At 40.4% G+C, this 25,874-nt stretch carries 19 protein-coding genes; 12 read left to right on the top strand and 7 right to left on the bottom strand.

From position 1 onward, the window contains the following. Positions 1–185: 185 nt before the first annotated feature. The 4 genes from folB to IR083_RS13195 all read left to right on the top strand — a co-directional run bounded on the left by folB (position 186) and on the right by IR083_RS13195 (position 5,483). The gene (gene folB / locus IR083_RS13210) at positions 186–539 is read left to right on the top strand and encodes a dihydroneopterin aldolase (RefSeq protein ID WP_194224667.1); all 354 of its coding nucleotides are present in this window, start codon (positions 186–188) and stop codon (positions 537–539) included. A 5-nt stretch (positions 540–544) separates the two neighbouring features. After that, a complete protein-coding gene (locus IR083_RS13205; RefSeq protein WP_006799722.1) occupies positions 545–1,072 on the top strand; it encodes an RNA methyltransferase in 528 nt (175 codons plus the stop codon). Positions 1,073–1,136: 64 nt separating this feature from the next. After that, positions 1,137–2,654 (top strand): DUF4301 family protein, encoded by a 1,518-nt coding sequence (locus IR083_RS13200; protein ID WP_194224666.1) that lies wholly within the window; start codon positions 1,137–1,139, stop codon positions 2,652–2,654. Positions 2,655–2,864: 210 nt separating this feature from the next. Then, on the top strand, positions 2,865–5,483 hold the full coding sequence (locus tag IR083_RS13195; RefSeq protein WP_194224665.1) for a T9SS type A sorting domain-containing protein: 2,619 nt from the start codon (positions 2,865–2,867) through the stop codon (positions 5,481–5,483). A 228-nt stretch (positions 5,484–5,711) separates the two neighbouring features. Here the strand turns inward: IR083_RS13195 and IR083_RS13190 are convergent, their stop codons facing one another. Both IR083_RS13190 and IR083_RS13185 read right to left on the bottom strand, forming a co-directional pair. Next, the gene (locus IR083_RS13190) at positions 5,712–5,918 is read right to left on the bottom strand and encodes a hypothetical protein (protein WP_044215992.1); all 207 of its coding nucleotides are present in this window, start codon (positions 5,916–5,918) and stop codon (positions 5,712–5,714) included. Between the two features lie 225 nt (positions 5,919–6,143). Next, entirely contained in the window at positions 6,144–6,686 is a 543-nt protein-coding gene (locus IR083_RS13185; protein WP_194224664.1) for a glutathione peroxidase, read from the bottom strand. A gap of 184 nt (positions 6,687–6,870) precedes the next feature. Between IR083_RS13185 and glpA the strand changes: the two genes are divergently transcribed. The 4 genes from glpA to IR083_RS13165 all read left to right on the top strand — a co-directional run bounded on the left by glpA (position 6,871) and on the right by IR083_RS13165 (position 11,541). Next, positions 6,871–8,520 carry an anaerobic glycerol-3-phosphate dehydrogenase subunit A gene (gene glpA, locus IR083_RS13180; RefSeq protein ID WP_194224663.1) on the top strand — a complete coding sequence of 550 codons (1,650 nt, stop codon included), beginning with the start codon at positions 6,871–6,873 and terminating at the stop codon, positions 8,518–8,520. After that, positions 8,510–9,766, top strand: coding sequence for a glycerol-3-phosphate dehydrogenase subunit GlpB (glpB, locus tag IR083_RS13175; RefSeq protein WP_194224662.1), 1,257 nt, complete (start codon positions 8,510–8,512; stop codon positions 9,764–9,766). Before glpA ends, glpB begins: the two co-directional genes overlap by 11 nt. Positions 9,767–9,804: 38 nt before the next feature. Next, complete coding sequence (glpC, locus tag IR083_RS13170) at positions 9,805–11,019, top strand: anaerobic glycerol-3-phosphate dehydrogenase subunit GlpC (RefSeq protein WP_194224661.1); 1,215 nt, start codon at positions 9,805–9,807, stop codon at positions 11,017–11,019. Between the two features lie 342 nt (positions 11,020–11,361). After that, positions 11,362–11,541, top strand: a complete 180-nt coding sequence (locus tag IR083_RS13165; protein WP_006799714.1) for a hypothetical protein — start codon at positions 11,362–11,364, stop codon at positions 11,539–11,541. 359 nt (positions 11,542–11,900) lie between these two features. Here IR083_RS13165 and IR083_RS24800 read toward each other — a convergent pair whose 3' ends face one another. Further along, the gene (locus IR083_RS24800; protein WP_262893171.1) at positions 11,901–12,026 is read right to left on the bottom strand and encodes a hypothetical protein; all 126 of its coding nucleotides are present in this window, start codon (positions 12,024–12,026) and stop codon (positions 11,901–11,903) included. 832 nt (positions 12,027–12,858) lie between these two features. On the opposite strand from IR083_RS24800, the gene IR083_RS13160 reads away from it, so the two are divergent. From IR083_RS13160 to IR083_RS13145, 4 genes are read left to right on the top strand one after another with little or no spacing between them, the layout of a single operon-like run. After that, positions 12,859–13,707: a sulfite exporter TauE/SafE family protein gene (locus tag IR083_RS13160; protein WP_006799713.1), complete on the top strand. Its 849-nt coding sequence runs from the start codon at positions 12,859–12,861 to the stop codon at positions 13,705–13,707. 46 nt (positions 13,708–13,753) lie between these two features. After that, positions 13,754–14,167 carry a DUF1634 domain-containing protein gene (locus IR083_RS13155; protein WP_006799712.1) on the top strand — a complete coding sequence of 138 codons (414 nt, stop codon included), beginning with the start codon at positions 13,754–13,756 and terminating at the stop codon, positions 14,165–14,167. A 45-nt stretch (positions 14,168–14,212) separates the two neighbouring features. Next, entirely contained in the window at positions 14,213–15,214 is a 1,002-nt protein-coding gene (locus IR083_RS13150) for a M28 family metallopeptidase (RefSeq protein WP_006799711.1), read from the top strand. Positions 15,215–15,218: 4 nt separating this feature from the next. Continuing rightward, positions 15,219–16,181 carry a M28 family metallopeptidase gene (locus IR083_RS13145; protein ID WP_194224660.1) on the top strand — a complete coding sequence of 321 codons (963 nt, stop codon included), beginning with the start codon at positions 15,219–15,221 and terminating at the stop codon, positions 16,179–16,181. A gap of 74 nt (positions 16,182–16,255) precedes the next feature. Here the strand turns inward: IR083_RS13145 and IR083_RS13140 are convergent, their stop codons facing one another. The 4 genes from IR083_RS13140 to IR083_RS13125 form a co-directional block, all read right to left on the bottom strand. Then, a complete protein-coding gene (locus IR083_RS13140; protein ID WP_006799709.1) occupies positions 16,256–17,428 on the bottom strand; it encodes a glycoside hydrolase family 130 protein in 1,173 nt (390 codons plus the stop codon). 134 nt (positions 17,429–17,562) lie between these two features. Continuing rightward, positions 17,563–19,494 (bottom strand): RagB/SusD family nutrient uptake outer membrane protein, encoded by a 1,932-nt coding sequence (locus IR083_RS13135; protein WP_194224659.1) that lies wholly within the window; start codon positions 19,492–19,494, stop codon positions 17,563–17,565. Between the two features lie 15 nt (positions 19,495–19,509). Further along, positions 19,510–22,770 carry a SusC/RagA family TonB-linked outer membrane protein gene (locus IR083_RS13130; RefSeq protein ID WP_194224658.1) on the bottom strand — a complete coding sequence of 1,087 codons (3,261 nt, stop codon included), beginning with the start codon at positions 22,768–22,770 and terminating at the stop codon, positions 19,510–19,512. 790 nt (positions 22,771–23,560) lie between these two features. Beyond that, the gene (locus IR083_RS13125; protein ID WP_194224657.1) at positions 23,561–25,855 is read right to left on the bottom strand and encodes a GH92 family glycosyl hydrolase; all 2,295 of its coding nucleotides are present in this window, start codon (positions 25,853–25,855) and stop codon (positions 23,561–23,563) included. Positions 25,856–25,874 lie beyond the last annotated feature (19 nt).

The raw sequence follows: 25,874 nt of genomic DNA, 5'->3' as shown, positions 1-25,874 counted from the left end.
ACTAATTTGTTCGGGTTTATTAGAAAACAAACTTAGTTAAAAATCATCAGAACTATAAGTATCTTCATCAAAAATAGCAATGGTTTTAATAGTTTATAACATGTTTCCTGTATGACCGGTAAATCATTAGAAATGCATCTTTTTACCTATCTTTGCTTGTCGAATAATCAAAATACAACATAATTGTGAAAAGTTTTATATTATTAGAAAACCTGACCTTTTATGCCAATCATGGCGTTTTTGATCAGGAGAGGGTGGTCGGGAATGTTTATGTCATTAATCTGAAGATTGAAGTAGACCTCGGGGAAGCGTCTGTGTCAGACGATCTGAATGATACTATAAGCTATGCAGATGTTTATGAGGATGTTAAAATAGAGATGATGATACCGTCAAAATTATTGGAGCATGCAGCGAAACGTATAATCGATCGTCTAAAGAATAAATATACTCAAATAGAAAGTATCGAGCTTAAACTATCAAAACGCAATCCGCCTATTGGAGCGCAGTTGGATTATGCAAGTGTTATTCTGATTGATTAGGAGCTATGAGGGTTAAAAAAATAACGGAACTTAACAGGATTTCGATAGACGAATTTAAGGACGCGGAAAAAACTCCGCTGGTTGTTATTTTAGATAATGTAAGGAGTCTGAATAATATAGGATCGGTTTTTCGTACTTCAGATGCATTTTTGATAGAATCTGTTTATCTATGCGGGATAACAGCTTGTCCGCCGAATGCAGAGATACACAAAACAGCTTTGGGAGCTGAAAATTCTGTAGATTGGGTGTATTATGAAGATACAAGAGACGCTCTCAGGGGATTGAAAGACAGAGGCTTTACTATTTGTGCTATAGAGCAGGCTGAGCGCAGTATTATGCTCGATGAACTGGTGGTGGATAAGGCAAAAGGATATGCTGTCGTTTTAGGGAACGAAGTGAAAGGCGTCCGGCAGGAGGTTGTGGATTTATGTGATTGCTGTATCGAAATTCCTCAGTATGGAACAAAACATTCATTGAATGTTTCCGTTGCAGCGGGTATTGTTATATGGGAATTTTTTAAACAGTTGGGGTAACTTTGCGATATTTTTGTTAGTTTTGCAGTTGGACTTTAATAATATAGATGTATAACGTAAGGCTATGATCACAGAATCAGATAAACTTTACCTTGAGGAAAAAGGTATTTCCCCGGAAGGATTTCAACAACAAATCGACAGTTTCAAAAAAGGATTTCCATTCTTGGAAATATCAGCTCCTGCTTCGGTAGAAAAAGGAATAATGGTGGTTACTGCCGGCGAGGAACAAAAATATTTGGATGCATGGAGTAAATATGCATCTTCGGGTCGTAAAATAATGAAGTTTGTCCCGGCCTCAGGTGCTGCCAGCAGAATGTTTAAGGATTTGTTTGAGTTTCTGGATGCACCTTACAACATACCCACATCTGCATTTGAAAAAGCTTTTTTTGAAGGACTTGAAAAGTTCGCTTTCTATGAAGAGTTGGATGCGGCTTGTATCAAAAATGAAGGTAAAGATATCAATACTTTGTTGGCCGATGGCGACTATAAACCCATTGTGAAGAATCTGCTGAAAACAGAAGGCCTTAATTATGGAAGTTTGCCTAAAGGATTACTTCGGTTTCACCGCTACGATGGTTTTTCCCGGACTCCGGTCGAAGAACATTTACAGGAAGGTTATCTGTACGCCCGGAATGACAAAGGGGAGATAAATCTTCATTTTACAGTATCTCCTGAGCATCGAAGCTTATTTGAAAAGCTGATAGGTCCGGAAAAAGAAAAAGCTGAAAAAGAATTATCCGTGAACTACAGTATAAGTTTTAGTGAGCAGAAATCCAGTACTGATACTGTTGCTGTGGATGCTAATAATGAGCCATTCAGGGATAATGATAAAATTGTATTCAGACCCGGAGGACATGGGGCATTGATTGAGAATCTGAACGATTTGGATGCAGATATTATATTTGTGAAAAATATAGATAATACAGTCCCCGATAAATACAAAGAAATTGAAACTAAATATAAAAAGATACTGGCAGGTGTGCTGGTGGAAACTCAGGGGGAAGTTTTCGATTATCTGAAGCTTTTAGATAGTGGAAAATATACTCATGACGAATTGTTGAAAATTTTGTATTTTGTGCAGAGTGTGCTGAATGTGAAGAATCCGGAAACGAAATTTTTGGAAGATGCAGAGCTTGTTCTTTATCTAAAACGTAAACTTGACAGGCCATGTCGTGTTTGCGGTATGGTAAGGAATGTTGGGGAACCCGGCGGAGGGCCGTTTCTGGCGGTGAATTCAGATAAAACGGTTTCTCCTCAGATTCTGGAAAGTTCGCAGATAGATATGTCTGATGAGGCAAAAAAAGAGATGTTCAAAAGTGGTACACACTTTAATCCTGTAGATATTGTATGTAGTGTAAAAGATTACAGAGGATATCATTTCAATCTGAAAGATTATGTGGATTACAACACAGGGTTTATATCTGTCAAATCAAAAAATGGTAAGGAATTAAAGGCTTTGGAGCTGCCCGGATTATGGAATGGAGCTATGTCTGACTGGAATACAATATTTGTGGAAGTTCCTATTGAGACATTTAATCCAGTAAAAACTGTAAATGATTTATTGAGGGGGCGTCATTTGTGATTGTATACCAGTTGATTGGCGTATATTCTTGTATGTAATAGAGAACATGTTATTTTTAACTAAAAAATGACCTAAAATGTTCATTAATAAGAAAAAAAAATTATCTTTGTAGGGAATTTTGAAGATACATGAAACTTTATAAACTTGTCTTCCTTATGGTGTTTTTAGGATAACATTTTGATTTTGACTGACTTTAATAAAACTACAATAATGAAACTTCGATTAGTATTAGTCGTATTACTTCTTCTGCCTTTATTCCTTAAAGGGCAATCTGATGTGATATTTTACTCCAAAGGTAAAACGTATGTCAAATATAAAGATATCGGAAATCCTGCGGAAAAAGGTGACGGTCCGTCAACAACATTATATATCAGCGGTTCAGCTAAATTTGCCACAGGTGCGGCGATTATGCAGAAAGGACGTACGGAAATAACCGGAAATTTTATAAACGCAAAAGACCCTGATGATAATACGGAAGATTCTCCACAGCTTTTTGTCGGCAAGGCGAATAATGATGAAAAAGACGGTGTTATTGCTTTTATCGGTACTGCTCAGCAACATATATATGGGACTAAGAGTGACGGATCGGCTATATCATTGTTATCGAGTGCGGACAGTTATACGAAGAATCAGAAAAAAAATAAATGGATCGATTTTCCTACGATTAGTATTGAGAAAAAAACAAATAATAACCTGTTGGTTAATGTTTCGGCCGCAATTTCTGTAGATTACATCCGTGCAAACGGAAATAATCGTTTGGCTGTAAATGCGGATGGGGTTACTGAACCGTTATTAGTAAATACCGGTTTTGCCAGAGTTAAAAATGTTTACTCAACGACAGCTTCAGATCCGGTAGCTTTAGCAACCTATAGCGAGGTGGATTTGAAATTGTATAAATATGGCGGTGGTGAAGATGATGGTGCTTTTGAAGACAGCGGGATACCAAATAGACCACGACCTGTTGTTCCTACTACTCCCGATGGAACGGCACTCAGGACAGGCACTTCCAATCCCAATGGGGGAGCAGGTTGGAATAGGCTGACTGGATTTACTCCTCCGTTCGAACAATTAGGTGCCGATTATATGTTCTACCATACATTGACTAAGCCGAGCGGGAGTAGTATTACTTCTTGGGAAGGGCCGATTGTTGATCCACTCTTTAGAATGAAAGCCGGACGCGGGTATTTTATTAGTATGGAAGTTTCACATGCAAACCATACTGCGGGGCCGGATAATATTAATGACAGGTGGAGTCATTGGAATGTAAAAAGCGACAACCGTGCCAGAGGCGGATATACTTTTAACCGTCGTATCTTCTATGATAATGCTGCTATTGGTGAAAGTATGGAAGGCTTTAGCCGTTTTTTATATGATGCAGTTCAGTTTGCTACGGGTAAGGCTTATCCTACTGGAACAGTTTATCCAGTGGCTGGATTGGGTGGTACATATATAGAAGGTGGTAAAGACAGATCCAGATACGAATTAATGACACAGGAAAAGTTTAATACCGGAGCTGTAGAAGTGGATTTGGAGCAAGGGTTGAACTTTTTGGGTAATCCTTTTATGGCTCCGATAAGTTTGAACCCCCTGCTAGGCTTTAATGCCAATCCTGAAAGTGATGGAACTACTTATGCTGAGCTTACAGAGGCTTCAACTATTGCGAACGGATTTCGATCCACCTTATTCTCCCCCGACCAATCTAATAAGGTGATAATATCTTCTGTTTCTCCAACAGCAGATGTAAGGGCTAAATATTGGATGATAAATCAGGCTTTGGTTAAATATGATCCTATCAAAAATATCTACAATTACAAGACAACCTATGATTTTGTTAGCCGTGACGGTACATCGGCTGTATATGGAGTTCAGGATGGAAGAGCTGAAGTAGCAGCACCTATTATTAATCCATTGCAGCATGTGATTTCTCCTATGCAAATGTTTTGTTTGCAGGCGAGCAAGCCTATAACCATCAAACTTGATCCGGAATTGCAGGTTTTTGGGTTGACCCGTTTTACTAAGAGCGCGGAGGCGACTAAGGCATCGGTTAGTAGTGACAATTCTTCTGTGATGAAAGACTGGTTTATTGTAGAGGCTAAGAGTAATAATGGTGTAGCTGACAGAGCAACCGTGATATTTAACGATAATGCTAAGATTCAGTATAAAGAGGATGCGTATGATACAAGGAAGGGTATATCCGAAGCATTTGAAACATATGTGGATGAAGTAAACGGTAAGCCGACCAAGACTTCATTTGAGCAAAGCAAAGCAATCGTTTACACAAAATCCAGTGATCAGGAAAATCTCTTAGGAAATGCTATTCCTACGCAGACGAAAGAATTAGCTCTGTATTTTATGCCGCCGTCTTCAACCCAGGAGATGACCCTAAAGTTTTATGGGCTGGAAAACATCGAATCTGTTCCTGGTGTATGGCTTGTTGATCGGTATTTAGATAATAAGGCTGTGAAGATTACACCTGAAACTGAATATACATTTGTATCAGAGGCTGCATCGAATTCTACAAGTGAAGTAAATGATAATCGTTTTATTCTTCGCTTCTATGATGCCGGAGGCTCTGTTATTGATAATGAACAAAAGGCAATATCTTGCTATTATAATTCATCAACTTTATACATATCCGGTTTAATTGAAGATGATGTGAATAGTGATGTTGTTATCTACGATATGCAAGGACGTCTGATGGGACGCACAAAGATTACAGAATTACAGCAACCGTGGTCATATGTAAAACCACTGAATATTGGGACATACATTGTAAAAATTACAGGTAAAAGAAATCATACAGTTAAATTTGTGAATTTACAGAACTAAAATATACAACGACGTAAGCTAAGTTAATTACACAGACACGACGCACGTAAAATAAAGATAGATGAAAACGAAACTACGAATATTAATGTTTTTGACGTTATTCTTTTGTTTAACGATTACTTCAGTATCCATCCAGGCAGAGGAGATACTTGATGCTCCGGTTATAACAAATGATTTACCTTCAACTTCATATCTAAAAAAAGAGAAGAGATCTATAGCCAGTGAGACTCAAACTTCGGCTTTGGCAGCACCGGCACGGGGCTTTTTGGCCAAATCGAGTTCTTGGGAAGATCCATTCTTGCCGGGTGAAGATGAGTGGTCTAATCCAGGTAATGTCGGTGCTCCGATAGGTGATATTTCCTTACCTATTATTTTGTCTATATTATTATTATATATGGTATATAGAGGAGTGACCACATCGAGACGACGAAACAATCTTTAGAATTATAATTATATAGACATATAAATATAACAAAGAGGGTATTCGCATATAATTGCGGATGCCCTCTTGCATTTATTTTGTCTATAGGGTGGGGTCTTACTAAAAGTAAGATTATGGCTTGAATGATTTGAGGTATATTTTTGTCACTATCTTATCTAGCCGTAGCTTTATCTTGATAGATTCTAAAAACTTAATTATATAAATAGACAATTAAGTGTTTATTTTTGTTCAATCCATTTTACTATTTTGTCGCAAAATGGATCTTCACGCGGAGGAACGAAATCAACCAGATGGCCGTTTTCGTCAATCATAAACTTTTGAAAATTCCATTGTACTTCGGTATCCAATTTTCCATTTTCGGCTTTTTCGGTAAGCCATTTATAGATTGGGGCTTTGTTTTCTCCAACTACATCTATTTTACTCATCATCGGGAAGGATACGTTATAATTTAGCGTACAGAATGTTTTGATCTCCTCGTCTGTTCCTGGCTCCTGTCCATTGAAGTTGTTGGCCGGAAAGCCTACGATCACAAAATTGTTATCTTTATATTTTTCATATAGTTCCTGTAACTTTGTATATTGAGGAGTTAAACCACATTTAGAAGCTACATTTACAACCAGAATCTTTTTTCCTTTTAAGGATGAAAAATCAAATTCTTTTCCGTCGATATCCGTTACCTTGAAATCATATACGGTTTTGTCCTCCTGAACCATGGATATCATTATTAAGCTAAAAAATAAAGCAAGTGTCAGTTGTTTCATACCTTTTGTATTTAAATATGTCAATAATAAAACAATTAATTACCAATAAAGTTTAGCGGACAGGTAATTGTCTCAGCTTTCTTTATAAGAATAAGTTTCGAAATATTTCAAATAGTTTCGAAAATATTTTGAAATATTCCGAAATTTTACTTTTTTTGTATAGTGAAACTAAAAAAACTAATGCATGGATATCAATCAGCCTAATTCAGCTAAGTTGTTCGATGTTATCATTATCGGAGGAGGTGCTACCGGAGCAGGAGTTGCCCGTGATTGCTCCCGCCGTGGCTTGCATGTACTGTTGTTGGAAAGATTTGATATAGCGACAGGTGCTACCGGACGCAATCATGGTTTGCTTCACAGTGGTGCGCGTTATGCTGTCACTGATAGGGAGTCGGCAGAAGAATGTATAAAAGAGAACATGATTCTGAAAAGAATAGCCAGTCATTGTATAGAGGAAACAGATGGGTTATTTCTCACGTTGCCTGAAGATGACATAGCTTATCAGTCGAAATTTGTTGAAGCCTGTACTGTCGCGGGTATCAATGCGCAAATAATAGATCCGGGGGAAGCACTGTCAATGGAGCCATCTGCTAATAAGGATATCATAGGTGCAGTAAAAGTGCCCGATGGATCTGTCGATCCCTTTCGCCTTACTGCTTCCAATATGATAGATGCGAAGAATTACGGTGCAGTAGTTTATACATATAATGAAGTAGTAGGACTGATTCGCGAACAAGATCGGATTGTGGGGGTAAAGGCTTTTGACCATAAAACGAAAGAAGCAAAAGAACTGTATGCTTCTGTTGTAGTAAATGCAGGAGGTATTTGGGGACAACATATATCTGAATTTGCAGAAGTAAAAGTAAGTATGCTTCCGGCTAAAGGGGCTTTGTTGATTTTTGGTCACCGGATAAATAATATGGTACTGAACAGGTGTCGAAAGCCTGCCGATGCCGACATACTTGTACCCGGAGATACAATATCGCTGATAGGCACTACGTCGAGCAATATTCCATACGATCAGATAGATAATATGATTGTAACTCCGGAAGAAGTGGATACGCTTATCCGTGAAGGGGAGAAGTTAGCCCCGATACTCAATCGGACACGTATATTACGGGCTTATGCAGGAGTACGGCCTTTAGTCGCTTCTGATAATGACCCTACAGGACGTAGTGTAAGCCGGGGTATTGTCTTGCTCGATCATGCAAAACGTGACGGTTTGGAAGGATATATCACTATTACAGGGGGTAAATTAATGACTTACCGCCTGATGGCAGAATGGGCTACCGATCTTGTGTGTCAAAAGCTGAATGTGTCAAATAAATGTACTACAGCCGAAGAGAATCTGCCCGGCTCGCGGGAGAAAATGGAAGATATAAGTAAAAGAATAATATCACTTCCCACGGCACAGCGTAAATCCGCTATTTATCGTCATGGTGATGTGGCCGGTAATTTATCGGGAAATACAGAGGATGATAACAGTTTGGTCTGCGAATGTGAAGAGGTGTCGGTAGGTGAGGTGAAATATGCGTTGGAAGAACTGAATGTGACCAATCTGGTTGACCTTCGTCGCCGTACACGTGTAGGGATGGGAACATGTCAGGGAGAGCTGTGTGCCTGCCGTGCCGCCGGTATTATGAGTGATGTGGATAAGTTGTGCACAAAGAGTGCCAAAGAAGACCTGGCTTACTTCCTGAACGAACGCTGGAAAGGTATTTATCCCATAGCATGGGGCGATACGTTGCGTGAGAGCGAATATACAAACTGGGTATACGAAAGTGTGTGCGGATTGAAGTTGTCACAAAAACAAGAAGGAAAAGATGAAGTTTGATACTGTAATTATAGGAGGAGGCTTATCCGGCCTTGTATGTGGAATACGTTTGTTGCAGCACGGACACCGTTGTGCGATTGTATCTTCGGGGCAGAGTGCGTTGCATTTTTCATCAGGTTCGTTCGACTTGTTGAATGCATTACCTGATGGCGAAGTAGTGACTAATCCGCAGAAGTCTGTAAAGGATTTGATCCGGATGTCGCCTTGCCATCCGTATGCAAAATTAGGTGGAGATAAATTTTGTGAATTGGCGGGTGAATCAGAAGCTTTTCTCAGAGGAATAGGCCTCTCTTTTCAAGGTGATTCTATGGGAAATCATTACCGGATAACTCCTATGGGAACATTGAAACCTACCTGGTTGTCGACATCTGATTTTGCTGTCAGTAAATCGGAACGGGAATTGCCGTGGAGGAAAGTCTCGATTTTTAATATTGCCGGATTCCTTGATTTCTATCCTCAGTTTATAGCGGACGAATTTGCTAAAATAGGTACGAAGAGCGATATTCATCTGTTTAGCCTGCCCGGTCTGGATCATCTCCGCCGCAATCCGAGTGAGTTGCGTTCGACAAATATCGCACGGATACTCGATAAGGAATCTAATAAAGATGAATTGATAAGGATATTGGGTAAGGCGGCGCCGGATAGCGATGCTATCATCTTTCCGGCGTGTTTCGGATTGGAAAATGCAAATATGCTTCCTGCCTTGGGGAGGGCTACAGGTAAGCCGATATACCTGATTCCGACATTGCCGCCGTCTATAATAGGAATACACACGCAACAGTATATGCATGATTATTTTATTCATTCGGGAGGTGTGTATATGTTGGGCGATACGGTGAAGCGGGCTGATGTGGAAGATAACAGGGTGACGAAGGTTTATTCCTACAATCACGGTAATATCCCTTTCAGTGCTAATAATATAGTTCTGGCAACAGGAAGCTATTTCAGTCAGGGATTGATTGCTACCCGTTCGCGGGTTTACGAGCCTGTATTCGACCTGGATGTGTCTTTCAATTCCGACAGGAAAGACTGGTACAACCGGAATATGTTCGATAGCCAGAATTATCAGGAATTTGGCGTAAAGACAAATGAAACATTCAATGCTTTGCGTAAAGGTAAAGTTGTAGAAAACCTATATGTTTCCGGTGCGGTTCTGGAGGGATTCAATCCCGTAAAAGAGGGCAGTGGGGCAGGGGTTTCCATCCTTAGCGCCTTGTTTATAGCGGATAAAATATTAAGTAAGTAAAAAAAATAATAGGTCTGAGACCTGGAAGGAGAACGGTTATGAATCTTCAGCAACATAACATAAGCGATAATAATTTCGAACAATGTATCAAATGCACCATCTGTACGGTATATTGTCCTGTGGCAGCTGTAAACCCCGACTATCCCGGACCGAAGCAGGCCGGTCCTGACGGAGAACGTCTGCGTCTGAAAAAGTCGAATTTTTACGATGAAGCATTGAAATATTGCATCAATTGCAAGAGGTGTGAAGTGGCATGCCCTTCTAATGTGAAGATTGGCGACATTATTCAGTCGGCACGTATAAAATACAGTAAGAAAAAACCGAAATTGAGGGATTATATTCTTGCCAATACGGATATTGTAGGCTCGCTGGCTACTCCCTTTGCACCCATCGTGAATCTGGCTTTAGGATTGAAGCCGATGAAGTCAGTACTGGATGTTGCTTTGAAGATAGATCATCACCGTACTTTCCCGAAATATTCGTTTGGTACATTCGAAAGCTGGTATAAGAAGCAGGCGGATAAGCAAAAGAAATTTAAGGAGCAAGTCAGCTATTTTCATGGCTGCTATGCCAATTATAATAATCCGCAGTTGGGAAAAGATTTGGTAAAGGTGTTTAATGCACTTGGGATTGGTGTTCAGTTGCTTAGAAAAGAGAAGTGTTGCGGTGTGGCATTGATTTCCAATGGCCTTATAGATCAGGCGAAGAAACAGGCGGAGGTGAATATGACTTCTATCAGGGAATCGGTATCGGAAAAGAATATCCCCGTGGTGGCAACTTCTTCTACCTGTACTTTTACCATACGGGACGAATATCCTCATTTACTGGATATAGATACATCCGATGTAAGGGATAATGTAGAGCTTGCGACGCGTTATATATATCGTCTGTTAAGTACAACAGATGTAAAGTTGAAATTCGGTAAAGAAAAAATAAAGGTAGCCTATCATACACCCTGTCATATGGAAAAACTGGGATGGTCGTACTATTCGATAGAATTATTGAAACTGATTCCGAATATAGAACTGAAAGTTCTTGATTCGCAATGTTGTGGTATCGCGGGGACCTATGGGTTTAAGAAGGAGAATTATAAAACATCTCAGGATATTGGCGCGCCTTTGTTCGGGCAGATAGAAGCTAGTGATATAGATTATGTAGTAACCGATTGCGAAACATGTAAATGGCAGATAGAAATGTCCACAACAAAGTGTTGTGAACATCCTATTTCGATTTTAGCAAAAGCTTTGGGTTAATTTAGGTTTCGAATAAAGTTTCGACGAAATCTTCTAAAAGTTTCTTTTCGAAATCGAAAAAGTTTTGATCTGAAATATAATTTGTTCTCTATAGCTCTTTGTCTTGAAGTTTAGTAAATGATTATTTATTTTAAATAGCTCATATACAGTTATTTAGTTATTTGTTGAAGATGGCGATAAATCTGTGATGTTAAAAATGAATTTTTACGAAACAAAAGTTTGCAAAAATATGTTATTATCGTTATATTTGTTTATACAGTGAAATAAGACAAAGTATTGATGGTTTTTTATGTTTCAAAATAAGTTATACTGCTGTTTTATTTTCTCTAAAAAAATCAAGTTATGGAAAGAATTTACAACATTGGAAGTAGCCATGAGGCCAAAATTAACGAATGTCGTCCGTTCGGCGTTCAGAGTTTTGAAGTAGAAGCTGAATATTCTTCTACCTACAATGAAATCTTGAAGATTTTCAGAGAAGCTTTCAGCCTTGTTGATGTTACTCAGATAGTAAAGAAACTGTAAGAAACTCGGTTGGGAAGTCAGTCTTTTTACAGATGATTATATGAATAGATTATACCTGTTTTTATAATTAGGTATTCCATTCACAAAAAAGATGTATTCATTGGATACATCTTTTTTGTTTCTATAAAAACGAAAAAATGAAGTTTTCTTCTATGATGGGAATGGAGTAATTTTATCTATATAATAAGAGCCGATAGTCTTTAGCTATTAGCTGATAGTTCTTTGATGTATTGAATGGCATATTAGTAAATGACTGAAAAGACAGTTATGTTTGTTACATTTTAACGTTCTATTCTTATCGACTTCACTTCGTTTCGTCAGAATGTTCATTTTGGCATTGCCCAAAACGAACCAAAAGGCTAGCGCTTCGTTCCTCGGCGACCTGTCAACGGTTTGCCGGCTGAAGGGGACAAACGGGCTATCGCCCCGTCCCTTTCTACGCCGACTGCACCTGACAGGTGCCCGCCTGCGTCTCTAATGCGCATCCGCTGACGCCTTAGTAAGGCAAAGCCCTTTGAAGAATAAATACGCGTCAGCAGGCGCCGTATGCTTCACGGACGGGCACCCGTCAGGAGAGAAAGGCTAAAAAACGAAAACATGTTTGAGCTTATCCGGCGATTCGGGCTATACAAACCTCAGAGCGAATTTTTTCGTTTAGCCGTCTCTTCTGCTAACGGGTCGGCCTTTGAAGTGGGGTGCTAAAGCGTTTTTGGTTCCTTTTGGGGCTTTGGGCAAAAGGAACACAAGCAATCTTTGATTGCGCGTAGTAAAAAAACGAACATTTTTATATTACAATATACTGTCTCAATTACTGATTGGCTTTAATTCTTAATTGCTTTCCCTGTTACCTTTGTTACTTTTTAACCATATATAGTTAGCAGATGCAAAAATGACAAGATAAAAACAATAAAAAAACTGTCAGATGTGTCAGGTTTTAACTAAATATAGTTAATAAACGTGAATTTGGCAATAAGTTATGAATTATGAGTTATAAATGATGAATTGGACTTTGCACCTTAGCATCTGTGCGTGAAAATACTGTTTGCTGCTAACTGTAAATCACTTATGCGATAGCTAACGGCTAAAAGCTATCAGCTAAAAGCTGAAATACCTGTTACCTTTTAACTAAACATAGTTAATGTATGTGAATCGTTTATGAGGGTTAAAGAGATGCTATCTTAGGTTTATGTCAACATAAATAAAGCTAACTTGTTTACTAGACAGGATTCGCAGGTTTTATATTTGATAATATTACTGTTTGCTTTCCCTGTTTCCCTTGTGAAATAGTATCTTTACACTCGTAAAAAAATAAATGAAATGGATTTAAATTTAGAAGTATTCTCCATCATCCTATTTTTCGGTGCTTGCTTTGCCGGATTTATCGGTTCACTGACAGGATTGGGTGGGGGAGTTGTGGTAATCCCCTTACTTACTTTGGGGTTTGGCGTAGACATGCGCTATGCGATAGGAGCGGCTTTGGTAACATCGATTGCTACATCGTCGGGTGCGGCGGCGGCTTATATCAAAGAAGGAATAACGAATGTGCGTATAGGGATGTTCCTCGAAATAGCGACTACCACCGGAGCCGTGATAGGCGCTATAGTGGCTATGTATCTCGATAAAGTATATATTGCTATTATATTCGGCTGTGTATTGATTTTTTCGGCAGTACGCTCTATCAGCAAGAAGGAAGAGAATATCGATTATGCTGCCCCGGGCGATAAGCTGGGCGAAAAACTAAAGCTTAACGGTTCTTATCCCACAAAAGACGGGACGATAGAAAAATATAATGTACACAATGTAGTGGGTGGTTATTCACTGATGACATTGGCGGGAGTTTTGTCCGGACTGTTAGGCATCGGTTCGGGAGCTTTGAAAGTGTTGGCAATGGATACAGCTATGAAGATACCTTTTAAAGTATCTACCACAACGAGTAACTTCATGGTGGGTGTAACAGCTGCCGCGAGTGCGGTTATTTACCTGCAACGCGGATACATAGACCCCGGACTGGCAATGCCTATCGTTGTGGGAGTATTATTGGGAGCGTTCTTCGGCTCTAAAATACTGCCTAAGACGAATGTGAAAAAATTACGCTTGCTTTTCAGTGTCGTGATTTTCTTCCTGGCTGTTTCGATGATATATAATGGTATAACAGGTAAACTGTAAACAGTCATCAGTAAACAGTAAAACAACTCATAACTAAAACATCAGTATGAATATATTTACAAAAGAATTTTGGGCCGAAAGGGATATGGAGCTCTTTATAGGAAAACTGCTTCGCTATGGAGTTACCCTTGCCTGTGGTATTACACTTCTGGGAGGTATTATTTACCTTTTCCAGAATCACGGGGTGTCTATGGAGCATTACAAACCGATTCCGGACGGGCAGCCATTTCCCGGAGTAGAACATTATCTGAGGGAATTGTCTACTATAATTCCCCGTGTTTTATCTTTCGATGGCGCTGCTATTATACAATTTGGGGTATGTGTGTTGATTGCGACACCTATATTGCGGGTTGCTTTTTCTGTAATTGGCTTTCTGATAGAAAAAGACTACATGTATGTGGTGATAACCTTAATTGTTTTATGTATTATTGTAGCTAATATGCTTTTAGGATTACATTAGGACTAGTTTATTAATTTGTTTAGTACAGATATAACCAATAGATAGATGGATAAAATACTTCTTATAATCGCTTTTCTTATATCTCTGTCTGTACTCGGGCAGTCGGGAAAAGATACAGGCCTCGGCAGTATCAACAAGGAAAGTGCCGAAGCTTATATCGGGTTCCTTGCCAGTGATGCTTTGCGAGGACGTGAAGCGGGTCAGAATGGCAGTTGTATAGCTGCGGAGTATATCAAATCTCTGTTGCAGGATATGGGTGTTAAGCCTCTGAATACAGATTCTTATTTCCAGCCGTTCGAAGCATATAGCCGTGAGCGTCAGACACGGGCGCGATTTTCAGTACATCCTGATTCTATAGCTAGATATAAGCAGGAAAGAGCCTACAGAAAGCTGGAGTTGAAAAACGTTCTGGGATATATCGAAGGTAAAAGGAAAGATGAATATGTGATTGTCGGCGCTCATTACGACCATCTGGGAATGGATGAGAGCCTGGCCGGAGATAAAATATATAACGGTGCCGATGATAATGCTTCCGGGGTATCAGCTGTATTGCAGATAGCAAAAGCTTTTGTCGTTTCAGGTCAGCAGCCTGAGAGAACGGTTATATTTGCTTTCTGGGACGGGGAAGAATTGGGTTTGCTGGGTTCGGAATATTTTGTGGCTGATTGTCCTTTTGTATCATCTGTCAAAGGATACCTTAACTTTGATATGATAGGCCGTAATAAGGATGAGGCGAAACCGGAACACGTCGTTTACTTTTATACCGAATCGCATCCGGCATTCGGAGAATGGCTCAAGGATGATATAAAAGCATACAAACTGAATCTGAAACCAGACTACAGACCGTGGGATAAGCCGATAGGAGGAAGTGATAATGCTTCTTTTGCAAAACGAGATATCCCTTTGATCTGGTATCATACCGACGGACATCCCGATTATCATCAGCCTACCGATCACGCAGATAAAATAAACTGGGATAAGCTGGTGGATATTACCAAGGCCTCTTTCCTTAATCTATGGAATATGGCAAACCTGAAAAACTTTTAAAAACATGAAACATATACTTACTTCTACACTACTCTTACTCTCTATCTGTTGCTTTTCTCAAACCCCTGTAGAAAAGGGTTTGTCAGCTATTACCCGTCAGGATGCCGTTACTTATATAGGGGTTCTGGTCAGTGACAGCCTCGAAGGGCGAAAGGGAGGCGAACCGGGAGGTGCTAAAGCCGCCGGATATTTAAAGGGTATGCTGGATAGCATAGGTATAAAACCTTGGCGTGGGAAATATTTTCAGCCTTTTACCCCATCTCGTTTTCAAAGTTTATCGGGTAAGAAACTATCGTTATGCAATGTACTGGGATATATTCCGGGAAAAAATAGTGATGAAATAGTAATGGTAGGTGCTCATTATGATCATCTAGGGATAAGGGCAAATGAAACAAACGATAGCATATATAACGGAGCTGACGATAATGCTTCGGGCGTATCGGCTGTATTGCAGATAGCAAAGGCTTTCGTTGCTTCGGGGCAGAAACCGGAACGAACTGTTGTTTTTGCACTCTGGGATGGTGAGGAAATGGGGCTTTTGGGCTCCTCCCATTTTGTGGAAGAACATTTTTCATACATAGCTATTCCGTTGCTTTCACCTATCCCGATAAAAGGATATATCAATTGTGATATGATAGGGCGCAACAAAAACGGAGACGGTGCTCATGTTTCTGTATTTTATAGCGATAGTAAACCGGTATTCGGGGAATGGATAAAGTCCGGTATAGAAACTTACAGTCTGAAACTCACCCCTGACTATCCTTCCTTAGACAGTTCGCCGGGAGGGAGTGACCATATGCCGTTTATGCAGAAAGGTGTTCCTGTGATTTTCTATAATACCGATCTGCATCCCGATTATCATAAACCTAGTGATGAAGCCGATAAGATAAATTACGATAAGGTGGTGGATGTCACTAAACTGGCATTTCTGAATCTTTGGAATATGGCTAATCTGGAGAGTTTCTGAACAGAGTGTCGGATAAAAAATATGCCAACTCTGAATTAGATGTTGGCATATAGTTTATTGATGATGTGTCGTTATTATTCGATAGGATCTCCAGGAGCTTGTTTGCCGGGATCATAAATGGCAACCCCAACTTTAGAATCGGCACAACCATAGTATAGGAACCATTTGTTATTGAGATAGGCCAACCCTTCTATAAAGACAGTACCATCAGTGTATTGACCACTTTTTTCGAATTCGGCCATTGGGCGGAAGAAAGGAGTATCGAGCCGTCCGATGACTTTATATGGGTTCTGCAAATCGAATAAGACCTGCCCGGCGCTGTATGTGCCCGCATTGAAGCGTTCGTCACGTCTATCATCAGTTCTGTTCTTGCCATTGTACAGGAGCAGGATGCCTTTATCGGTCATTATCGCCGGAGGGCCGCACTCGGTAAGGGCGCTGTCGAAATACTTATAGCGTGGATAGATAAGGCCTTTCAGCTCGTTCTTTTCATTGAGGAGAGGAGTCCAGTTTATCAGGTCGGTCGATGTAGCGGCATTGATCATGTGTTCGCCCCAGTACATCAGGTAGGTTCCGTTTACTTTGGTAATTACGAGTTTATCGTCTACTACCTTGGTGACAATCGATGCTGATTTGCTCGCGAGGTCTTTGAAGCGGCCATCATATGCTTTAGCGAAAGCCGGGCCGTGTTTTTCCCATGTAATGAGGTCTTTGGATGTGGCTACACATAGGCGCGGAACTTGCCGGTTCCATGCGGTGTACATCATTACAAATGTTCCGTCTTCGGTCATGGCAACACGCGGGTCTTCACAGCCGCCTTCCCATTCATATTCCTTATTGTTATCTTCAGCCGGATATAGGACCGGGGTATTGCGTAATTGCATTGTGATACCATCTGTGCTTTCGGCTAAGCCTATACGGGATGTACGTTTGCCTATGCCTGTGGCAGAATTGTCTTCGGCACGGTATAAGACATAGATCTTCCCGTCTTTTACAGCTGCTGCCGGATTGAATGTATCACTCTCTTCCCATCCTATAGAATCTTTCTGCATAGGACAGAAGAATTTCGTGGACGGATTGGGTTCGATTAGTGGATTGACTCCGTCCGGACGGATAAATCCGCCAAAAGCCCATTCCGGAAGGATGTTAGAGTTATCTGATACAGATGCTTTACTTTCTTTCTTACTACTGCAGGAAAGTATACTAAAACAGATGATCAGAGAGAAAAATGCTCCTAAGTGTTTCATGTTCAATTGATTTTTGTTATCATTTCTATTCTAAGGTTCTCATATTTATATTAAAGGCTAAAGATAAATAATAAAGGCCATAAAACAGTGAAAGAGAGCTGCAAACTCTCTTTCACAAGATAACCAATAAAAATTTACCAATCTGGATTCTGTACCAGATTCACAGCCTTCTGTAACTCAGTCTGCATAATAGGCCAATAATAATGTTTAGGAGCTTCGAATACCCGTGTTTCCTTGCAGAAGCGTTCCATCCTGTATTTCTTGCCTCCAACTTCGATTTTACCATTAGCGTCTTCGACAGGCATCATACCGTTGATCATGCGTTGGCATTTAGGATATGCTTGATGGTATTGAGCCCAGTAGTTTTTAGACCTTTCGTTGTTTGTAGAACCTGCAGCCAGCCATTGTTGCTCTTTCTTTAACTCCGATTCGGTTGTCGGCTCCAGATACAAACGGCTATAGAACGTTCTCTTATTCTCATAGTAGAATTCCACACGGCGCTCACGCTTTATGTATTCCCGCATCAGGTCTTTGTTTGTTTTGCAGGCTACTGGCATAGGTGCCATAAAAGAGCGGGCTCTAACGGTATTCACCAGATCGTATATTGCCTGATTAGGTCCCGATACCTCATTTACAGCTTCAGCGTAGATATATATAAATTCCGGTAATCGCCATACTGCAGGGGCACTTATGGAAACACTACCACTTCTGTTCCAGCCTTCTTGCAGGTATTTACGGTGATAATAACCGGTGGTGGTAGCATTACTTGCCCCGATTTTGTCACTGCCTGAGGCTGTATTTGTAACGGATGGATTGTTTCCACCATCGCGGAACGCGGCTCCGTGGAATATAATATCACGGTAGAAACGAGGGTCGCGTCTGACTGACATATATGGATTAGTGTCATCATATCCGTCTGCTACAGCTTTACTGTCATAGATAGGATAACCGTATCCGTCAGGAGAAATATACTCGTATTCATCTACCTGTTCCTGTACAGGTTGCTGACGGGATCCACCTCCACGGCTAGGAGGATACATATCACCAAACCATCCTTCATACTTGTCCTTTGTTACAAACCAAACGGCTTCGTTCTTGAATGCTTCTTCGTCGTAGAACATTTGCCAAAGGCGGGTATATACAGTAGACCCGTTATAGTCTTTACCACCGCTATCATTGAAGTCTGCATTAGTATATTTGGTATAGAGGGAATATCGAGGTTTGCCATCAGCCTGAAAATCAAGCACAGCTTTGGCTGCATCACGGGCAGCTTCCCAACGCTTAACATCATAAGCATATTCAGATTCAAATTCGCGTTTTCCTGTATAACCATAACTGGCAGCTCCGTTGTACATAGGTGCAGCAGCAGTCCATTTTGCGATAGCAATCAGTCCTAAGCAAGCTCCTTTGTCGGCACGGGCAAAATCTATCCCTGTCTGATTTGCAGGCAGACGGTTAGCAGCTTCATTGGCATCGGCTGTAATCTTGTCAACAATCGTATGTACCGATTCTTTCTTGAAGTCCATAGGTTGGTTGGCATCTACTACATAATCGATATACGGTATTTCTCCATACATACGTACTAGTAAATAGTGCAAATAGCCTCTGATGAAATATGCTTCTCCGACTCTTTTATTCAGGTCGCCCGGATTGATAGGATTGTCGGGAGTGTTATACTTTGTAACTCCGGCAATGATTACATTGGCCCGGCGTATAGTATTATAAATACCTTTCCAGAACATATCGTTGTTAGGCTGAGGCACAGCTGTGGGGCTCCAGTCGCCGCTATTGTAACGGTTTGTGATATTTCCCTCCACATTAGTAGCCTCGGCTTCATCGGTCAAACCCGCAGAAGAAAAGTGCGACAGCCATGTCATTGGCGCATTACATCTTTTTGTTCTCAGGTATAAGTCTGTTACAAGCTGGTTTACCTTCTCATAACTGGCAAAGGTTTTTTCTTCAGGAATCTGATCGTCGGGTTGCTTGTCGAGATATTCGCTACATGCGGCAAGAGACATCAGCATGACTACCAGCATACCTCTTAATATATATTTGAAACTTTTCATATTCTTGTTATTTTATTAAAATGTAATATCCACACCAAAATTAAATACCTTCAATATAGGATACCAATCTCCTCCTCCATTACGCATTTCAGGGTCAACATCTACATCTCCAAGTTTGTCCCAAGTAGCCAGATTTTGAGCCTGAGCATACACTCTGACATTACTTAGTCCTGCTACTCTTATTATTTTTCGAGGCAGTGTATAACCAAGTTCTATATTCTTTAATCTTACATACGAACCATCATACATGAACAGAGAACTGCTTTCATTCTTATTATTAGAGTGTGTGCCAATATGCAGAGCCGGATATTTGGCTGTCGCAGCAGTTTCTGGAGTCCATCTGTCGAGATGCATTGGTCTTACACGCCCTATCTTGTCTTGGTCGAAGTTAGGGAAATCGAATACTGCAGCATCTTTCAACATGATGGTAGAGTTTGTCGCACCCTGGAAGAGAACACTAAAATCGAATCCCTTATATTGTAACGTGATAGGTAATCCGAATTGAATCTCAGGGCTGCGGGGATATCCCATCGCCATACGGTCATTCTTATCGGTAATAACACCGTCTCCGTCCAGATCTTTGTAAACAGCATCTCCCGGTATCAAGGTGCCCCATGGCTGATAACCATCAGCATTCAATCTGTCTGCTTCGGCTTGGTCTGCAACAAAGTGGTCGAACACATAAAGCATATTTACATCCAGCGCTTGCCCTGTTTTCCGTCTCCATACATATTCATAGACAACTTCATTCATGTAATCAACTCTATTACGGGCAAATGTGAAATTGGGTTTGATGAAATATCTAAAATCTTTGCCTATCTTATCAGACCATGTTACCTCAAATTCGAAACCATGATTTTTTACTTTACCTGAGTTTATACGAGGGGCATCTTTCCCTACTATATCAGGGAAACCAAGTTTGTCACCTGTCAGTTCGGTGAGGATATCATACCTGTTTTCGTAGAAGTAGTCGAATGATACTCGCAGTCTTTGTCTTAGGAAATTAGCATCTAGTCCGAGGTTTAATTTTTTTGCTTTTTCCCATGTCAGTATTCTATTAGCCAGACCACCTTCTCTCCATCCACCCGGGTTTGTGTTGAAGCCACCTTCACCGAAGTTGTAGCCTTCACCACCTTCGAAGAACTGTAGATAACCAAACCTTCCGCCCGGGAGCTTATCACTACCAACCAGGCCGTATGAACCTCTGATCTTTAAGAAGTCCATCCATGATTTAGTGTTATTCATGAATGATTCATTGGAAATTACCCATCCCACAGACCCGGCAGGGAAGAATCCATAACGTTTTTCTTTCGCAAAGTTCTCGGAACCATTATACCCGAAGTTAAATTCTGCAAAATAGCGGTCTGAGAAATTATAGGTAAACTGTCCTGTCAGGCCTTGATATCTGTGGTCGGCACGAACTTTATCTCCGTCATATTGTCCTTCTGTGGAACGATTGAACAAAAACATTCCGGTCACATTATGATTTTGCGCAAATGAGTTCTGATACATTAATTTTGCCTGATAGTATGTCCTGTTAGAAGGATTACTCTGGGTGAAGTTATTACCTACCGTCTGGTCTGTGTTGTATTTATTACCGGTAGAATATACTCCGTCGTAATGACCGGGAGTCCTGTAAATATCAATACCATCTTTAGGCTTGAATGTAGCGTAAGAAGGATATTGGCGATAACCTTCGCTATAGGTATTAACTTCTCTTCTGGTCCATTGCTCTTCACGGGCATCATAAGAGAAAGTTCCTTCGATTTTTAATCCTTTTGTAATGAAGTCCAGATCGTATCCCATCGAAAAGCTACCTTCCAGATAAGTGTACTTTTGGGTGTGATAACCCGAACGGGATAGTTCTCCTAATAGATTGAAACGATAAATCTGGTCTCCGAACAGCATTCCTTTAGGATTATTGACAAAATAGCTTTGATTGGCCGGATTATCATTCTGTTCCAGTACAATAGGCAGATAAGGAGGTTGTGTCATTGCAATATTCACCAGACGGCTGGCCGCGGAACCAATATTGGTACGGTCTGTTATCCGAGCGCCCAAATCGAGTTTCACCCAGAACTTATCTGTAATATCTACATCTATATTAGACCGGAAGTTATATTTCTTGAAATTAGGTGATGCATCATAATCGGATAGGTCTACATGTCTGTAATTGGTTCCCTGATTCATATGTCCGGCCATAACAAAGTATCTTACTTTATCTGTACCTCCGCGAACCGACAGGTTATAATCTTGCTGTGCCGCAGACTTAAACATATAGTCGAAATAATCCCAGTTGTATCCTAAGCCGTCGGAATTATCACCTCTGGCCATTCTGAAGTTGGCAATAGCCTCTTCTGTGAACGGATATTTAAAGTTTTCCAATGTTCCGTTCATCATGGCATCATTTCGCGATGCTTCATTATATAGAGTGGCATAATCGGCGGAGCCTAATAAATTGGGCGTTTTACCTACTTTATTAAAACCAAAAGAAGCCTTGAAGTTCACAGATGCCTTTTCCGAAGCTTTACCACGCTTGGTGGTAACAACTATAACACCGTTGGCACCACGGATACCATAAGGTGCAGTAGAAGCAGCATCTTTCAGTATTGTAAATGTTTCGATCTCGTCTGCTGCCAGATAGGACATGTCGCGTTCTACTCCGTCAACAATTACGATGGGGGATTGATCCCCATAAGTGGACTTACCGCGAATAAATAATTCGGATTTATCCACGCCCGGTTCTCCTCCGCTAAACTGGTTAACAATCAAGCCCGGAAGCCGTCCAGCCAGTGCATTATTAATGTTTGCAGTAGGACTTTGCACAAGGTCTTTAGTGGTAATGGTTGCTACGGCACCAGTGATGTTTTCCCTTTTTTGAGTAGTGTATCCCACGACTACTACTTCATCCAGCGCTTTGATGTCCTCTACCAGATCCACGTTTAATGTTGTTTTCCCTTTCAGTTCTATCTGTTGTGGTTGGAATCCGATGTATGAGAAAACAAGAGTTGCTTCTGCATACGGAACTTTTATGGAGAAGTTACCATCTGCATCTGTCATAGTAGCAATGTTTGTTCCCTTTACAGAAACGCTGACACCGGGCAATGTCTCTTTGGTAGAACTATCGAAAACCTTCCCTGTCACTTCTTTTTGGGTCTGTTCGGTTTTGTGTACTGAAGCCGATATGTATTGCGGGCTTCCTATTGCTAATAACGTTATTATAAGCAATCCCGTTCTTATGCGCATAAATACTTTTTTAGTAAAAATGTCTTTCATAATAGGTTAATTAAAGTTAGTAATTTGCGGTTCTTTACTATTTAATCGTGTCTCAGAGGGGCGTTTTAGAACTCTTAGACACAGAGGAATGTCCAGTCGATAGGAGTTTTTTGTTATTTTCATTGTTATAATAATTACGAATAAGGTTAGTTGTTAAAAATCTCTGATCTACTGTTATCTTTTTTGTTTTCCCATAGGCTATAAATTTTAGAGGTTAATAATTGGATTTTTAATATGAATGGATGTTTTCCCTACTTCCAAACTATAACTTTAACAGATGCATATAAATACGGAAAACCTTCTTTCGAAGAACTGGTCAGTTCTTCGAAAGAAGGTTTTCTTAATAGAAAAGAATAGTCGGATTTTATCTGTTATATCCGCCCTATTGTTTTTTTGCCTTTTTTTAATTAATATGTTCTCTCTCTCTCTCTCTCTCTCTCTCTCTCTCTCTCTCTCTAGAAAAATACAGCTAACCGCCAAATTTTCAGTCGAAAAAATGCCTTTCATTGTTATTGTATTTTGTATAATATAGAGCATATATATGAGGATAAATTAAGGGTCAATTCTTTGTCAATTCCAATCTTTTATATAATTGATTTTTTTTAGGTTTCTTTCGCATTGAAGAGGAAAGATTGCATGCAATATTAATTAATATTAAAATATCTTCTACTATCCGCTTTACCAAAAGAAGTCTATAATTCGGCCAATGGCGTATATATATACTTCTTTGGTAATTTGGGATACCTGGGTATCAGGGTTGTTTTTGATTAATACAGAAATTTATTTTTTATTATTTCTCATTAGAGAATGAATATGGATAATCAGCAGCATTTATACCTCTTGTTATATTAGGGGTAGTAGCCATTTTATAATTGATATTCGCTCCCTTCAGTAAGGTATCGTGAGTCAGGTAGTTTTTACTATGAACTTTTCCATTGACAGTCATAGATGATATATACCTGTTATATTTACTGTTATTGTCTGCTTTAATGACTACTTTTTTACCATTCTCCAGATTCAGGGTGACTGACCTGAATAATGGCGATCCCAGTATATACTCATCAGAGCCCGGACATACGGGATAGAAACCAAGTGCAGAGAAGACATACCAAGCCGATGTTTGTCCGTTATCTTCATCGCCGCAGTATCCATCAGGATTAGGGTTGTAGAGTTTATCCATTATTTCACGAGCCCAATATTGAGCCTTCCATGGTTCGCCGGAATAGTTGTATAGATAAACCATATGTTGTATCGGCTGGTTTCCATGCGCATATTGTCCCATGTCCATCACCTGCATTTCACGCATTTCGTGGATCATGCCGCGGCTTTCCATCCCTTTGCTTCCAGGTACTATGAATACAGAATCCATCATTGTATTAAATTCTTTTTTTCCTCCCATCAGGTCTATCAGACCTTGCGGATCGTGGAATACGCAGAAACTCCAATGCCAGCTGTTACCTTCACAGAATGCACGACTCCAGTCTTCGGCTACAAACGTTTTATCGAATTCACCGTTCTCATTACGGCCGGTCATCAGTTTGAACTTCGGATTGTAGAGATTCTTGTAGTTCATGGCACGCTCTTTATATATGCTTGTTTCACTTTCGGGTTTGCCCAATGCTTTACCCAATCTGTAGATAGTCCAGTCGTCATATGCATATTCCAATGTACGGGCTGCGCTTTGTCCTATTCTGACATCGTCCGGCACATAACCCAGTTTGTTGTAATATTCATATCCCAGGCGGCCTGAAGCCGAAACTTTAGGATGTACATTGTTTGCTCCGTTTTTCAGAGCTTCCCATAGTGTTTCTATCTCATAACCTCTTAATCCTTTCAGGTATGCATCGGCAACAACAGAAGCTGAGTTGTTCCCCACCATAATATTGCGATGACCCGGACTGGCCCATTCAGGCAAGAACCCGCTTTCCTTGTATGCGTTTACCAGACCTTCCTGCATTTTTTCGTTCATTGACGGATACACCAGGTTCAGGAATGGGAACAGGCATCGGAATGTATCCCAAAAACCAGTATCGGTAAACATATATCCCGGAAGAACTTCGCCATTATAAGGGCTATAGTGAACAACTTCTCCTTTGGCGTCTATCTCATAGAAACTGCGAGGGAATAGCACCGAACGGTAAAAACAGGAATAGAATGTACGGAGGTTGTCTATGTTGTCGTCTGTCACTTCTATCCGCCCTAATGTCTCATTCCAAACCTTACGGCCTTTGTCGGCTATCTGATCGAAACTGTCACTGCCGAGTTCTTTGAGGTTCAGCTCGGCTTGTTCGGGGCTTATAAATGATGATGCCACACGTGCGTGAACAGTTTCACCTCTCTTGGTGGCGAAGCCGATAATAGCGCCTGTATGGTTTTCTTTGGCTTCAAGTTCGTTCTTACGGATTTCACTGTCTCCTACAGTTGCCTGATAGGTAAACGGCTTGTCGAAAACAACGACAAAGTAGTTCTTGAAATTATCGGGTACCCCGCCGCTGTTACGCGTTGTGTAACCTACGATTTTGTTCTGTTCCGGAATGATTTTCACATAAGATCCCCGGTCGAAAGCATCGATAATAACATAGGAATTATCTTTTTCGGGAAAAGTGAAACGGAATATTGCCGCGCGATCGGTTGGCGTTATTTCGGTTGTTATATCCGAATCGGCAAGATATACTTTATAATAATAAGGTTTTGCTACTTCCGATTTGTGCGAGAACCAGCTGGCCCGCTTGTCCTGATTGAAAACAGGTTTGTCTACAATCGGCATGATGGAAAATTGTCCGTAGTCGTTCATCCATGGGCTGGGTTGGTGTGTTTGCTTGAATCCCCTGATTTTGTCGGCAGTATATACATACGACCATCCATTCCCCATTTCCCCGGTCTGAGGCATCCAGAAATTCATTCCCCACGGACGGGCTATTGCCGGATATGTGTTACCTGTCGATAGTTCAAATTTAGATAATGTCCCTGTCAGGATGCTTACATAGTCTACCGGTTCTGTTTTTATTTGCGCAAAAGAGATAATTGCAAATAAAAAGAATATACCCGAAGCGGTTGCTTTCTTAATCGTGTTTTTAATATTCATAGTCGTATGATAGTATAGT

This window comes from Dysgonomonas sp. GY75 (assembly GCF_015234155.1).
Classification (GTDB): Bacteria; Bacteroidota; Bacteroidia; order Bacteroidales; family Dysgonomonadaceae; genus Dysgonomonas; species Dysgonomonas gadei.
Note: the sequence above shows the minus strand (reverse complement) of the source record. Positions and strands in the feature narration are given on the sequence as shown.